The 13,950-nt window shown below is 62.3% G+C and carries 11 protein-coding genes; 6 read left to right on the top strand and 5 right to left on the bottom strand.

Translation table 11 applies throughout. From position 1 onward, the window contains the following. Positions 1-78 precede the first annotated feature (78 nt). Positions 79-987, bottom strand: coding sequence for a LysR family transcriptional regulator (locus M0D64_RS03455; RefSeq protein ID WP_266256622.1), 909 nt, complete (start codon positions 985-987; stop codon positions 79-81). Positions 988-1,111: 124 nt separating this feature from the next. On the opposite strand from M0D64_RS03455, the gene M0D64_RS03450 reads away from it, so the two are divergent. The 3 genes from M0D64_RS03450 (at position 1,112) to M0D64_RS03440 (ending at position 4,921) form a co-directional block, all read left to right on the top strand. Continuing rightward, entirely contained in the window at positions 1,112-2,299 is a 1,188-nt protein-coding gene (locus tag M0D64_RS03450; protein WP_266256621.1) for a M20 aminoacylase family protein, read from the top strand. A gap of 121 nt (positions 2,300-2,420) precedes the next feature. Next, complete coding sequence (locus tag M0D64_RS03445) at positions 2,421-3,599, top strand: porin (protein WP_154560026.1); 1,179 nt, start codon at positions 2,421-2,423, stop codon at positions 3,597-3,599. Between the two features lie 14 nt (positions 3,600-3,613). Then, positions 3,614-4,921 (top strand): MFS transporter, encoded by a 1,308-nt coding sequence (locus M0D64_RS03440; protein WP_266256620.1) that lies wholly within the window; start codon positions 3,614-3,616, stop codon positions 4,919-4,921. Positions 4,922-4,931: 10 nt separating this feature from the next. Here M0D64_RS03440 and M0D64_RS03435 read toward each other — a convergent pair whose 3' ends face one another. Beyond that, a complete protein-coding gene (locus M0D64_RS03435) occupies positions 4,932-5,297 on the bottom strand; it encodes an antibiotic biosynthesis monooxygenase (protein WP_266256766.1) in 366 nt (121 codons plus the stop codon). 475 nt (positions 5,298-5,772) lie between these two features. On the opposite strand from M0D64_RS03435, the gene M0D64_RS03430 reads away from it, so the two are divergent. After that, the gene (locus tag M0D64_RS03430) at positions 5,773-7,485 is read left to right on the top strand and encodes a SulP family inorganic anion transporter (RefSeq protein WP_266256619.1); all 1,713 of its coding nucleotides are present in this window, start codon (positions 5,773-5,775) and stop codon (positions 7,483-7,485) included. A 49-nt stretch (positions 7,486-7,534) separates the two neighbouring features. On the opposite strand, the gene M0D64_RS03425 is transcribed toward M0D64_RS03430, so the two are convergent. The 3 genes from M0D64_RS03425 to M0D64_RS03415 all read right to left on the bottom strand — a co-directional run bounded on the left by M0D64_RS03425 (position 7,535) and on the right by M0D64_RS03415 (position 9,706). After that, complete coding sequence (locus tag M0D64_RS03425) at positions 7,535-7,894, bottom strand: hypothetical protein (RefSeq protein ID WP_266256618.1); 360 nt, start codon at positions 7,892-7,894, stop codon at positions 7,535-7,537. 69 nt (positions 7,895-7,963) lie between these two features. Then, on the bottom strand, positions 7,964-8,602 hold the full coding sequence (locus tag M0D64_RS03420) for a LysE family translocator (protein ID WP_266256617.1): 639 nt from the start codon (positions 8,600-8,602) through the stop codon (positions 7,964-7,966). 228 nt (positions 8,603-8,830) lie between these two features. After that, positions 8,831-9,706, bottom strand: a complete 876-nt coding sequence (locus M0D64_RS03415) for a LysR family transcriptional regulator (RefSeq protein ID WP_266256616.1) — start codon at positions 9,704-9,706, stop codon at positions 8,831-8,833. 155 nt (positions 9,707-9,861) lie between these two features. Between M0D64_RS03415 and M0D64_RS03410 the strand changes: the two genes are divergently transcribed. Then, positions 9,862-10,296 carry a VOC family protein gene (locus M0D64_RS03410; RefSeq protein WP_266256615.1) on the top strand — a complete coding sequence of 145 codons (435 nt, stop codon included), beginning with the start codon at positions 9,862-9,864 and terminating at the stop codon, positions 10,294-10,296. Between the two features lie 426 nt (positions 10,297-10,722). Beyond that, the gene (locus tag M0D64_RS03405; protein ID WP_266256614.1) at positions 10,723-13,947 is read left to right on the top strand and encodes an efflux RND transporter permease subunit; all 3,225 of its coding nucleotides are present in this window, start codon (positions 10,723-10,725) and stop codon (positions 13,945-13,947) included. Positions 13,948-13,950: the final 3 nt, after the last annotated feature.

Raw genomic sequence — 13,950 nt, 5'->3', positions numbered from 1 at the left:
CAGTTAATGTAATTTAGCCTGAAGTATCGTACAAAATAGGGCGGTCAATGGTCGGTGCAACCGCTCCAAACCCGCTCCCTACGCCACTGGCCTCTTCAACAACGGCTCGATCGCCTGCTCGATGCAGTGGACGAAATATTCCGCCGGCCGCGTCAGTTGGGACTCCTGCGGCGACAGCAGATACAACTGCAACGGCGGCGGCGCGACCGGCAGCGCGAGACGCACGAAGCTCTGCCCGAGCGCGGTTTCTTCGAGCGAATGCGTGGTCCACGCGAAGATCGCGTCGGTGCTGATGGTCAGGCTGTAAAACAGCGCGTACGACGTGCAGCGCGTGATTCGCCGGGGTGGCGTGAGCCCGGCGCATTCGAACATCGCGCGGATAAAGCCCGGGTACTTGTCCGTCACGTCAGTGTGAATCCACTCGGCTTCCTGTACCACCTCGAGCGACGCCGCGTCCGCATAGGGACTCTGCGCGCGCGTCACGAATACGGTTTCGAACGAGACCATCCGCTTTACGCTGCCCAGATCGCTCACCGGTCGCGCGAACGCGGCGAACGCCAGATCCAGCGTGCGATTGCGGAGTTGCTCATGCAACTGGTTGAAACCCAGCTCGCGAAACTCCAGCGTCACCATCGGCCAGCGTTTGCGAAATTCGACGAAGGCCTCGGCAAGTCCCGTGGTGCCGACAATCGGCGTGATGCCGATCACCAGGCTGCCGTCGCGCAGCCCCTTCAGATGCGCCATATCCTCCTCGGCGCGCTCCATCTCGCGCACCACGGTGCGCGCCCGGCTCACCAGCGCCGCGCCTTCGGCCGTGGGCACGACGCCCCACGGGTTGCGCTCCAGCAGCCGCACGCCGAATTCCGTTTCCAGTTCCCGCACCGCCTTCGTGATGGCCGGTTGCGTCACGAACAGCGCTTTGGCCGCGCCGTTGATGCTGCCGGTCGAGGCAATCGCAACCAGTGCTCGCAGATGATGGATTTTCATGATGCGGAATATAGCACTGGCAGTTATGCACATCAAAATTTGTGCTTATTTGTTTTCGGGCCGGATCTTTACGCTTTGCTTCGACGGTTGCGAAACGACAGCCGGCTTAATCGGAGCACAACGAATGACGCAATCTTTTCCCCAGCTTCTCGCCGAACTGCGCGAGACCGAACACGAATTCATTGCGATTCGCCGCGACATCCATGCGCATCCTGAACTCGGCTTTGCTGAAACGCGCACCGCCGAACTGGTCGCACGCAAGCTCGCGGAGTGGGGCTATGAAGTGACAACGGGTGTCGGCGGCACGGGCGTGGTCGGCCAACTGCGGCGCGGCACATCGAGCCGAACGCTCGGACTGCGCGCCGACATGGACGCGCTGCCGATCCAGGAAGCCACCGGCCTGCCGTACGCGAGCACCGTCGCGCAGACCATGCATGCGTGCGGCCACGACGGCCACACCGCGATCCTGCTGGCCGCCGCGCACCGCGTCGCTAGCCGGGGCAAAATCGACGGCACGCTGAACGTGATCTTCCAGCCCGCGGAAGAGGGCCTGGGCGGCGCCTCGAAGATGATCGAGGACGGTCTTTTCGCGCGCTTTCCCTGCGACCAGGTGTTCGCGCTGCACAACGCGCCCGGCCTGCCGGTCGGCCATTTCGCACTGCGCCACGGCTGCATGATGGCGTCGTCCGATTCGGTGACGATCACCGTGACCGGCAAAGGTACGCACGGCGCGATGCCGCAGTTGGGCTGCGATCCGATCGTCGCGGCGGCCAGCATCGTGCTGGCCTTGCAATCGATCGTCGCGCGCAACATCGAGCCGACCCGTGCGGCCGTGGTGACGGTCGGTGCGATCCACGCCGGCAGCGCACCCAACGTGATCCCCGAAACGGCGACGCTGAAACTCTCGGTGCGCGCGCTCGATTCGCAAACGCGCGACCTGGTCGAAGCGCGGATCCGCAGCATCGCGCAGTTACAGGCGCAAACCTACGGCGCCACGGCTGAAGTCGACTACCAGCAGATCTCCCGCCCGCTCGTCAATCATCGCGGCGCGGCCGACCTCTCGATCGAAACCATCGAGGCCCTGGCCGGCCCGGCGGGCTACACGCTCATGCCCGATGCGGTAATGGGCAGCGAAGACTTTTCGTGGATGACCGAAATGGTGCCGGGCTGTTACGTGGTGCTCGGCAACGGCGTCGACTCGAAGGGCGGCTGCGCGGTCCACAACCCGGCATACGACTTCAACGACGCGGCGATCAGTTGGGGGGCCGCTTACTTCGTCGGACTTGCCGAGCGCTGTTTGAGCATGCTCTGAGCGCTGCCTGAGCACGGTCCACTCGCCGGGTTTCGATCCGGCGTCCAGTGCGCTGGAATCTTCAGTTCCGTCTTGCACTTCATTTCTAGACATCATTTGCACGCGAGGAGTAGGGAGACCCATGAAAAAATGCATCGCAATGAGCGCGGCACTGCTGACGCTCGGAACGGGGACAGCGGACGCCGAGCCGTATCAGATGACTTTGCTGAGCGCACTGCCGGAGTTCAACGGCAGCCTGCGCGAAGGCGTGGCGCTGTATGGGTCGGTCGATATGGGCATCAACTATCAGACCGTGGGCGGCAAGTCGCTGGTGCAGACCCAGAGCGGTGGCGAATGGACGTCGAAATTCGGCCTCTTCGGACGGGAAGATCTGGGCGGAGGCCTGCGTGCCGAATTCAATCTGGAAAGCGGCTTTCTCGCCAATAGCGGCGCCATGCAGGACAACACCTCGTTCCTCAATCGGCAGGCATGGGTGGGGCTGAACTCGTCGACTTATGGGCGAGTGCGTTTCGGCAAACAGATCGGCACGGGCTTGCCGCTCTTCGTCGACGTGTTCGGCACGGTGGGCACCAATTCGGCCTACACGTGGCTCGGCACCGCTGTCGTGCAAACGTCGAAGGGTTTCGGTTACAACAGCGACCTCGGCGCCGGCGCGACGCAACTGCCCGCGCGGGTGAATAACGCGATCACGTACCTGTCGCCGAGTTTTGCGGGCTTCAGCACGGAACTGATGTATGCGCCGAGCAATGTGGCCGGGCAGTCGCCGACAGCGGCGGCGCAGGGCGCGCTGCTGCAGTGGTATGACGGCACGACTTACGTGACGGGCACCTACAACCAGGTGTGGGGCGCGACCGGAACAGGCGGCACGAGCACCGTGCGTAACGATCTGTACGGTTTTGGCGTGGTGTATGACACCGGCAAGATCGTGCTGTCCGGCGCGTTCAACCAGTACGCGCCGAAGCTCGCCAACGACGGCATCGCGCGCGTCTATACGCTCGGCACGATCTGGCCGGTCGGGCGCAATGCGTTCCGCGCTTCGGTGGTGTATCGCGATACGTCCGGCGTGCATGACCCGGCAAATAATCCCGCGAAAGATTCGGCATTCGGCGTAATGCTCGGGTACGACTACACCCTTTCCAAACGCACAGGGCTCTACGCGCGCGCCGGCTTCATCCGTAACTACGGTATTTCCACCGTACTGCTGAACAATAATCCGCTGCCGACGCAAACCGGTAGCACCGCACCGGAACTCGGCACGACGCCGGTCACCGTGTCGCTGGGCATGTATCACAACTTCTAGGCGTGAGTCTCCCGATGAATGCAATCCAACACACCGCTAGTGCTGTCGCGACCGAGGCGACCGACGTGAAAGAGCGGCACGCGTCGCGCCGGACTGTCTTCGCCGCGGCGCTCGGCAACGGCCTGGAGTTCTTCGACTTCACGGTCTATAGCTTCTTCGCCGCGCTGATCGGCAAGCTGTTCTTTCCGGCCGGCGGCGACGTGGGCGCGCTGATGATGTCGCTCGCAACCTTCGGCGTCGGCTTCGTCGTGCGGCCGCTCGGCAGCATCGTGATCGGCGCGTATGCCGACCGCGCGGGCCGCAAGCAGGCCCTCGTGCTCACCGTTTCGCTGATGGCGCTCGGCACGGGCATGATCGGCCTTGCGCCGACTTACGCGACGATCGGTCTGGCGGCGCCGGCGATCATCGTGCTGGGCCGTTTGCTGCAAGGCTTTTCGGCGGGCGGAGAAGTGGGCGCGGCGACCACCTTGCTGATGGAGTCGGGCAGCGCGGGGCAGCGAGGTTCGCTGGTGAGCTGGCAGATGGCCTCGCAGGGCGGCGCGGCGCTTGCCGGCGCGCTGGTGGCGGCGACGCTCTCGCGCAGCCTCTCGCACGAGGCATTGCTTGCCTGGGGATGGCGTGTGCCGTTTCTGATCGGGCTTTTGATCGGTCCGGTCGGTTTCTATCTGCGCAAACATCTGGACGAGACCTTGCCTGCCGCGCAATCAGCGAAAACGGCCCGGCCTGACGCGGCCCGGCCGAAGGCTCGCATCGAATGGCGGCAGATCGTGGCAGGTACGATGCTGGTGATCGGCGGCACTTCGTCGATGTACGTGATTGTGTTTTTCCTGCCGTCGTTCCTGACGATGACGACCGGCATGCCGGCCGCTGTTTCGCTACTGGCCGGTTGCACGGCGGGCCTCGTGTTGCTGATCGGCTCGCCGTTCGCCGGCCGTCTCGCCGACCGCATGCCGCGTCGCAAGACTTTGCTGTACGCGGTGTCGGTGGTGTCGCTGATGGTGCTGCTGCCGGCGTTTTACGCGATCAAAACCTGGCCGTCGATCTACACGGTGGTACTGGTCGTGTTCGTGCTGATCGGTTTGATGACGCTTTCGAGTCCAGCGGGTTTCGTGCTGATTCTCGAAGCATTCAAACCGGACGTGCGGGCGACCTCGCTCGGCATCATCTACGCGTTGGGCGTGACGATTTTCGGCGGCTTCGCACAGTTGATCGTCAGCGCGTTGTGGCGCATGTCCGGTAGTTTTTACGCGCCGGCATGGTACGTACTGGCGTGCGGACTGGTGAGTTTCGCCGGCGTGGTGCTGTTCAAGGAAGCGAAATAGGGCTGCACTTTCATGGTGCGGGCGATGTGGCTTGGGCAAGCGGTCCATCTTGGACCTGATGGACCGCTGCAGGATGTGCAAACCCTGCATCGCCGTAAGTGCGCAGCACCTCGGAGATGATCACCTGATAACCATCGAGCCAGTTCGCCTGCGCCGCTTTCGCTTCCAGATGCGCGGGGTGCTGCATCAACGCCTGCAATGCGTCGAGCGAGGCCCAGTAGTACACATTCGACGTCAGTCCAGTCGACGCGTTTTCCCACGCCTCTTCGCCGAGATAACCGGGAATGGCCTTGGCGGCGGTGGCAATGGTCTCGTCGAGCCGGTAGAAGCGTTCGTCTAATTGTCTCGTCGCGAAGATGAAAGTTGACGTGTACATGGCGTAATCGGTTTGTAGGTGGGCGAACGTTTGCGCATCATAGCGCACGGTATCGAGCGCGTATTTTTTCACATTATTTGCCGCGTTTTCAGGGGTTTTTTCACGCGCCACCTACCGCCCGGCAGTAACGGTGTTGTAATAGTCCGCAACAGTGTTTTGCGTTTTCCCTCATTCATTTCGCACGGCAATCGCTTAAACTTGGCAGTAACAATTTGTTACGGGGTGCGAGATGTTGGCCGTGTTCATCATCGCCTGTCCGATCTGCATCGCCGCGCTGTTCGGTTTCGCGCGGCACGTGGATCCGCTGACAGGGCAGTTCAGGCGTTAGACCCAAAATGGGGCAGTTTCGGCAGGGGTGTTCAAGCCATTGCTGGTTTTAACCATTCTCTTTCGCCGATCAAAGCCTCAACCCTTGCCTTGGCATGCCGAGTCACGGCACGATGCGCGATAACCTAAGTTTGGGGCACTATCGCGTATGCGAGATTTTCTGACAAACATCACGACGCGCCTTGGCGTTTTGAAGGGCGTGCTTCCTTTGAGCCGTGCCGCGGCGGCGCGCGATGCGCTGGCCGGCGTGCAGCTTGCGTCGATGGATATTCCGCAAGTGCTCGGCTATGCGCGCATTGCCGGCATGCCGGCCGTTACCGGTCTTTACACTGTCTTTCTGCCGCTTATCGCGTTTGCGTTCTTCGGCGCCTCGCGGCACCTCGTCGTGGCAGCCGACTCCGCCACCGCAACCATTTTTGCGAGCCGCCTCTCGACCATGGCGCCGGCGTCGAGCGCGGAATATGCGGCGCTCGCCGGGATGGTCGCCTTGCTCACTGCCGCGCTTCTGCTTATCGCGCGGATCTTCAAGCTCGGTTTTCTCGCTGACTTTCTCTCGCGCACGGTGCTGGTCGGCTTCCTCGCCGGTGTCGGCGTGCAGGTCGGCATCGCCATGCTGGGCGACATGTTCGGAGTCCCCGGACATGCCGCACGCAGCATCGATCAACTCGCGCTCGTGGTGCGCGAGTCGGCGCAGATCAATCTGCCGACGCTCGCTATTTCCGCGCTGGTGGTGATCTCCATTCTGGTTTTCAAGCGTTTTTCGCCACGCCTGCCGGTGCCGTTGATCGCGGTGGTGGCGGGTATTGCCGCAAGCGATATTTACGGTTTCGCTGCCCACGGCATTTCTGTGTTGGGGCCGGTCGCAGGGGGACTGCCGCCGCTCCGTATGCCGTCGGTCACGTGGCAGCAATTACTCGAACTGCTGCCGGTCTCCGCCTCGTGCTTCGTGATGATCGTCGCGCAAAGCGCCGCTGCGAGCCGCGTATTTGCCGAGCGCTATCACGAGACGGTCGATACCAATGCCGACCTGCTGGGTATCGCCGCCGCCAACGCCGCGGCGGCATTTTCCGGCGCCTTCGTGGTGAACGGCAGTCCGACGCAAACCGCCATGGCCGATCGCGCCGGCACGCGCAGCCAGTTCGCGCAGGTCGTATTCGCGGTGGTGGTGGTCGTGGTGCTGCTGTTTTTCAGCGGTTATTTGCAGTACCTGCCGCACTGCATTCTGGCCAGCATTGTGTTTACGATCGCCATCGGCCTGATCAATCTGAAGACGTTGTTTTCGATCCGCCACGAAAGTCCCGGTGAATTCACGCTGGCCGTGTTTACCGCAGCGGCGGTGGTGCTGATCGGTGTCGAGCACGGCATTCTGGTGGCGGTGGCGTTATCGCTGCTGCGGCATGTGCGGCATAGTTACCGGCCGCACACCATGGTCCTCGTGCCCGGCGAAGGCGGCATCTGGGTGCCGGTGCCGGCCGCGCCCGGAATCCAGACCGAGCCGGGACTGATCGTCTATCGCTTCGGCGCCGATCTGTTCTACGCGAACGACCACTTTTTCGTCGACGATGCCCGCAGCCTGATCGATCATGCGCCGAGCGCGGTGCGCTGGTTCGTGATCGATTCCGGCGCGATCACCGACCTCGACTACTCGGCGGCGCGTTCGGTCGGCGAGTTGTGCGAGATGCTCAAGCGTAGCGGCGTCGAAGTGATTTTTGCGCGCGTGAATCAGTATCTGCGCTCGGATATGGACCGGCATGGCATCACGCCGATCGTCGGCGCAAACTGCATTTTCAGCACCTTGCATGACGCGCTGCGCCTGGCAGGCGTGGAGCAGCCTGGTACGCAGGTCAAAGCCGCGTCGTAGTCGTCATTTGGGTCTGTTTGGTCTGTTTGGCCAGACGTGGTGGATTGCTTCAGACCTGCGGCTCTTCATCGGCAAAGAAGTAGCCGATAAAAAAGCACGCGCCCGCGAGCAGGGCGCTGAGTACGGCCACCGTGTAGGCGAGCGCGGTACCGTGCCAAAGACTGTCGAACCACTGATGAAGCTGCGCCATCACCACCGCCGCGTTGCCGCCAATGCGCTGCAATTCGATCTGATAGCGCGGGTCCGCGATGCTGTACATCGAGACGGCATTGTCTGGCGCCGGCGCCATGGCATAGATGATCGCCGCGGCGATCAAACCGGCGAGCAGCACGACGGCGCCCGCCAGATAAAGCCGTTTTTGCAAGGACGAGCGCTTTGCTGCCGGATTCAGGTCATTGCCACCGCTCATCGTGTTCGTGTGTCCGCTCGTGTCATCAGGGTGACAGTATCGCAGAGCGGGCACACCCCAAAGGCGAGGCTAGCTTTTCGAAGTCAGCAGCTTGATCCCGGCAATGCTGAACATGATCGCGAGCGACCCGTCCAGCCAGCGACGGATCGCGACGTAAATGCGCCGTGCGGACACGGTTGAAAACAGCACCGCGTAGCTGCTGAACACGGATACGCCGATAACCATGCAGCCGAGTACCACCGGCGCGGTGTGCGACGCGCCGCCTGTGGGCGACATAGCCAGCGAAACGATCGAGAGCCACACCAGAATCGCTTTCGGATTGGTGAGATGCAGCAGCAGGCCGCGCAGATAGAGCCGTTTGAGCGGCTCGTCTTCGCGTGCGGTAGTCGGGGGCAACTGTTCCGCGCTGAATGCCGAGCGCGCGGATTTGAAGCCGAGCCACAGCAGATAAAGTCCGCCGGCAATCTTGATCGCCACCAGACATTCGGAGTAAGTGGCGAGTACCGCCGACAAACCCAGCGACGCCAGCAACGCCCAGAAGAACGAACCGGACACCACGCCAAGCGCGAAGGTGAGCGCGGATTTTCTGCCGGCGCTCATCGCCAGCGACATGATCGCGAGATTGCTCGGCCCCGGACTCGCCGTGCCGACGAAGTAGGCGCTGTAAGCGATCAGGACATCGGCGGTGAGGAAGGAGCTGGCGGTCATGGGCGTGTGAACCTCGGCGGCGGGCAAACTGCGCCGCTCGTTGCGGCACGGGGGAATCGCATGGATCGATGCGCGAACAACGATTCTGCTCGCCCGCGCGCGAATCTGATTCTGCTCGCCCGCGCGCGAATCTCACAGATACAGTTGATGGCCTGTGCGGCGGCACAATCGGGTGTTTGTGGGGCAACTCCGGCCGGGCAGTGAGCCGCCGCAGCCAACTCAGCCAGCTCACGACTCCGCCGCCGTTTCAATGCAATTCGCCAGAGCCCCCGCCACCGCCTGCCGGCTATGCCGTGGACGCTGCACGAGCCCGATTTCACGGTGAAACGTCGCGTCGCCGAGTTCGAGCGCGGTGACATTGGCGGGCCACTTGCCCAATCCCGCCGTATTCGGAATCAGTGCCACGCCGATGCCGCGCGCGACGAGTTGCGCGATACCCTGCAACTCGTCGAGTTCAATCACGTCGTGCACGTTCAGCCGCGCGCGCCGCAGAAAACGATCCACCAGCCTGCCGCCGAACGATCCACGGTCGTAGCGGATGAACGGTTCGCTCCTGAGCAGCTCGCGCCAGGACGGCGTGCCACGCGCGAGCGCCTTGGGCACCAGCAGCACGAACGGTTCGGTGACGAGCGTGCGCCATTCGAGTTCGGACGGCAGCGCGAACGGCGGTTTGATGATAACGGCGAGATCGAGCTCACCCGAGTCCACCTGCCCGAGCAGTCCCAGCGACACGCCAGGCACCACGCGAATCCGCCAGCCCGGCCGGTCGTCGCGAAAGCGGGCCAGCGCGTCGGCGAGAAACGACACCTGCGCGGACGCGATCGCGCCGACCCGCAGCATCCCGCTTTCGGCGGCACCCGCGCCGCGTTCCGAGAGCCGTGCATAGAGCGTCATCATTTCTTCGGCGAGCGCGAGCGTTTCGCGGCCGGCGTCGTTGAGCGTGGCGGAGCGGCCCGTGCGGTCGAACAGCGCGAAACCGAGTTCCTCTTCGAGCCGCTGCATTTGCGCGCTCACGGCGGATTGCGTCAGGCCGATGCGCGCGCCGGCACCGGAAAACGTGCCGTACTGGCTGACGGCGATAAAGGTTCTAAGTTCGCTGAGCATCGTCGATTGATCAATTTTGGTGTTGGTCAGATCAAATATATATCGTTTTTCACCATTTTTAGTCATGGTTAAAATTTGCCTCACGCGTGCGCCTTTTCGGGCCGCTTCATTGACCGACACACGAGCCCCCTTTACTTTCTGCGAGTTTTCCAACCATGAGCGTTGCCGACACCGTTTTGCCGCCGTTCCATCTGGCGTTTCCCGTGCATAGCCTCGCCGAGGCCCGCGAGTTCTATGGCGAGCTGCTCGGCTGTCCGGAAGGGCGTAGCTCTCCGGATTGGGTCGACTTCAACTTCTATGGCCATCAGATTGTCGCGCACCTCGCACCCGAGGAAATCGGCCACCGTCAGACCAGCAAGGTCGACGGCGACGCGGTGCCGGTGCGCCACTTTGGCGCGGTGCTCTCGATGGCGCAATGGCAGGCCGCCGCGGACAAGCTGCAAAAGGCCGGCATCGACTTCATCATCGAGCCGCATGTGCGCTTCAAGGGCGAGGTCGGCGAACAGGCGACGATGTTCTTCCTCGATCCGTCGGGCAACGCGTTGGAGTTCAAGGCGTTTGCCGATATGTCGTCGTTGTTTGCGAAGTGAAGTGATGTAGGTGCGAGGGCGCCGGTGGCACACGGCGGCGCTTCGAAACGAAAAGGCCGGTCAACAATCGTGTTGACCGGCCTTTTTTTGCCTGGCGCCAAAGCTCGGCAATTCACCCGCCGCGCCGGAATGAACCCCAGAATCGCCGCCGGAGCGTAGCGTATTTGCTTTGCGCAATTTATTCTGAAGGCATGTCTCGCGGCAGTTCGGCGAGACATGCATTTAGCAATACCCTTAAAAGAGCTTATCTACCGCTCATCAAACGTTTGCGCATCATGATGTTGCGGACGTTTGAAGCGCTACCTATCCTTACATTAGCCTTCCTGACAATTTAGCCATTTTGGCGCCATGCAGGCGTTGGTGCTATCGATCTAGCATAGGTACGGATTCACCCATCCCTTACCTGCATTCTCTCGGGCGCGTTTCATGTGGATCGTCAACGTTGCGCTTAAGCGGCCATACACGTTCATCGTGATGGCCATTCTGATCTTGCTGGCGACGCCATTCGTGCTGTTGACCACGCCGGTCGACGTGCTGCCGGAAATCAACATTCCGGTGGTCAGTATCATCTGGAATTACACGGGCTTGTCGGCCGAAGACATGGCCAACCGCATCACGTCCGTCAACGAGCGCAGTCTGACCACCACGGTCAACGACATCGAGCACATTGAATCGCAGTCGCTCGCGGGCATCACGATTCTCAAGGTGTTCCTGCAGCCGAACGCGAACATCCAGACCGCGATCGCGCAAACCGTAGCCGTTGAACAGGCGCAGCTCAAGCAGATGCCGCCAGGCGCGACGCCGCCTCTGGTGATCAGCTACTCGGCCTCCAGCATTCCGGTGATCCAGCTCGGCTTGTCGAGCCCGAAGCTCTCCGAGCAGGCACTCAACGACACGGCACTGAACTTCCTGCGCCCGCAACTGGTGACGATTCCCGGCGCGGCCGTACCGTACCCGTACGGCGGCAAATCGCGGTTGATCTCGGTCGACCTCGACACGCGCGCCTTGCTCGCAAAAGGCCTGACGCCTTCGGATGTGGTCAGCGCGTTCAACGCGCAAAACCTGATTCTGCCGACCGGTACGGCCAAGATCGGGCCGAAGGAATACACGATCAATATGAACGGCTCGCCCGCCACGGTGGAAGGGCTCAACGACATTCCGGTGCGCACGCTCAACGGCGCGACGACGTACCTGCGTGAAGTCGCTCACGTGCGCGACGGCTTCTCGCCGCAGACCAATATCGTGCGGCAGGACGGACACCGCGGCGTGCTGATGTCGGTGCTGAAGAACGGCAGCGCGTCGACGCTTTCGATCGTCAATACACTGCAAGGCATTCTGCCGGCCGCGCGCGCCGCGTTGCCGCCGGACCTGAGCATCACGGCCTTGTTCGATCAGTCCGTGTTTGTGAAGGCTGCGGTGCAGGGCGTGGTGCGTGAAGCGCTGGTCGCCGCGGCATTGACCGCCGCGATGATCCTGCTGTTCCTCGGCAATTGGCGCAGCACCTGCATCATCGCGATCTCGATTCCGCTGTCGATTCTGTCCTCGCTGATCGCCCTGCACGCGCTCGGGCAAACCATCAACATCATGACGCTGGGCGGCCTTGCACTCGCGGTCGGGATTCTGGTCGACGATGCGACGGTGACGATCGAGAACATCGAACGGCACCTGCATATGGGCACGAATCTGCACGATGCGATTCTCGACGGCGCCGGCGAAATCGCGATCCCGGCGCTCGTCTCGACGCTGTGTATCTGTATCGTGTTCGTGCCGATGTTTTTCCTGACCGGCGTCGCGCGTTATCTGTTCGTGCCGCTTGCTGAAGCGGTGGTGTTCGCGATGCTCGCCTCGTACGTTCTGTCGCGTACGCTGGTGCCGACGCTGGCCATGCTGCTGATGGGTCATGCGCACAAGCCCAAGGCCGATGCCAGGCCGAGTGTGTTCCGGCGCATCTACCTGCGTTTCGATCACGGCTTCGAGCGCATGCGGTCCACCTACATCGTGATTCTCAGCAGCGTGCTGGTGCGGCGCGGCATGTTCGGCAGCCTGTTCCTCGGTTTCTGCGTGGTGTCGATGGGTCTGGTTTTCGTGCTCGGTGAAGACTTCTTTCCGAGCGTCGACGCCGGTGACATTCGTCTCCACATGCGTGCGCCGACCGGTACGCGCATCGAGGAAACCGCGCGTCTCGCGGACGAGGTCGAGAAGGTGATCCGCGAGGTCGTGCCGGCCGACGAACTCGGCACGATCCTCGACAACCTCGGTTTGCCGTATAGCGGTATCAATCTTTCGTATAGCAACGCGGGCACGATCGGCACGCTCGACGGCGAAATTCAGGTGGCCCTGAATCAAGACCACCACCCGACGCAAATCTACATGGACAAACTGCGCGCGATCCTGCCGCAGCGTTTTCCGGGCGTCGAGTTCTTCTTTCAGCCGGCCGACATCGTTACGCAGATTCTCAACTTCGGCTTGCCCGCCGCTGTGGACGTGCAGATTTCCGGCACGGATCAGCAGGGCAACTTCGACGTTGCGCGCAAGCTGCTGAAACAGGTGCGGATGATTCCCGGCACCGTCGACACCCACATTCAGCAGAAACTGGACGAGCCGGCGATCAATCTTCAGATGGATCGCACGCGCCTGCAACAACTCAATCTGAGCGCGAGCAATGTGGCGCAAAATGTACTGATTTCCTTGTCGGGCAGTTCGCAGACTTCGCCGGGTTTCTGGTTCAACAACAAGAACGGTGTCGAATACAGCGTCGCGGTGCAAACGCCGCAGTATCAGATCTCGTCGATCGATGAGTTGTTGCGCACACCCGTCTCGGGTTCGGCCAACGGTCCGACGCAACTGCTCGGCAACCTCGTGCGGGTCGCGCCGCAGAATCAGTTCGCGGTAGTCACGCACTACAACATCAGGCCGGTGATCGACCTGTACGTGAGCGTCGAAAAGCGCGACCTGGGCAGCGTGGCCACGCAGGTCGACAAACTGGTGAACAACGTGCGGGCCTCGTTGCCGCGCGGTAGCCAGATCACTTTGCGCGGGCAGGTGCAGACCATGCGCAGTTCCTTCTTCGGTCTCGGGATCGGCGTGGCGATGGCCATCGTGCTGGTGTACCTGCTGATCGTGGTGAATTTCCAGTCGTGGGTCGATCCGCTGATCATTATCAGCGCGTTGCCCGCGGCACTGGCGGGCATCGTATGGATGCTGTTCCTGACCGGCACGCATTTGAGCGTGCCCGCCTTGACCGGCGCGATCATGACGATGGGCGTCGCTACCGCCAACAGTATTTTGATGGTGTCGTTCGCACGCCAGCGGCTCTCCTCTGGTGCGCCGCCGCTCACCGCCGCGCTCGAAGCCGGCGCAAGCCGGATCAGGCCGGTGCTGATGACGGCGTTCGCAATGATCATCGGCATGATTCCGATGGCGTTGGGTCTCGGCGAGGGCGCCGAGCAGAACGCGCCGCTGGGCCGCGCGGTGATCGGTGGTTTGCTGTTCGCCACCGTGTCCACGCTGTTTTTCGTGCCACTGGTGTTCGCAGGCATTCATACCCGCCTCGCGCGGCACCATCGCGACGATGACGACACGGATACCACGGGCGGCCACGGCAACGACGGCCCCGCGCCGGACCACGGCGGCGCAGGCAAGCCCGCGTAACGT

The organism is Paraburkholderia sp. WS6, from assembly GCF_030464835.1.
GTDB classification, from domain to species: domain Bacteria; phylum Pseudomonadota; class Gammaproteobacteria; order Burkholderiales; family Burkholderiaceae; genus Paraburkholderia; species Paraburkholderia madseniana.
Note: the sequence above shows the minus strand (reverse complement) of the source record. Positions and strands in the feature narration are given on the sequence as shown.

Coding starts and splice junctions, on each gene's coding strand:
- M0D64_RS03445 (WP_154560026.1), top strand. CDS start 2,421: ATGAAAAAATGCATCGCAATGAGCGCGGCACTGCTGACGCTCGGAACG.
- M0D64_RS03455 (WP_266256622.1), bottom strand. CDS start 987: ATGAAAATCCATCATCTGCGAGCACTGGTTGCGATTGCCTCGACCGGC.
- M0D64_RS03405 (WP_266256614.1), top strand. CDS start 10,723: ATGTGGATCGTCAACGTTGCGCTTAAGCGGCCATACACGTTCATCGTG.
- M0D64_RS03435 (WP_266256766.1), bottom strand. CDS start 5,297: ATGTACACGTCAACTTTCATCTTCGCGACGAGACAATTAGACGAACGC.
- M0D64_RS03420 (WP_266256617.1), bottom strand. CDS start 8,602: ATGACCGCCAGCTCCTTCCTCACCGCCGATGTCCTGATCGCTTACAGC.
- M0D64_RS03450 (WP_266256621.1), top strand. CDS start 1,112: ATGACGCAATCTTTTCCCCAGCTTCTCGCCGAACTGCGCGAGACCGAA.
- M0D64_RS03425 (WP_266256618.1), bottom strand. CDS start 7,894: ATGAGCGGTGGCAATGACCTGAATCCGGCAGCAAAGCGCTCGTCCTTG.
- M0D64_RS03410 (WP_266256615.1), top strand. CDS start 9,862: ATGAGCGTTGCCGACACCGTTTTGCCGCCGTTCCATCTGGCGTTTCCC.
- M0D64_RS03440 (WP_266256620.1), top strand. CDS start 3,614: ATGAATGCAATCCAACACACCGCTAGTGCTGTCGCGACCGAGGCGACC.
- M0D64_RS03430 (WP_266256619.1), top strand. CDS start 5,773: ATGCGAGATTTTCTGACAAACATCACGACGCGCCTTGGCGTTTTGAAG.
- M0D64_RS03415 (WP_266256616.1), bottom strand. CDS start 9,706: ATGCTCAGCGAACTTAGAACCTTTATCGCCGTCAGCCAGTACGGCACG.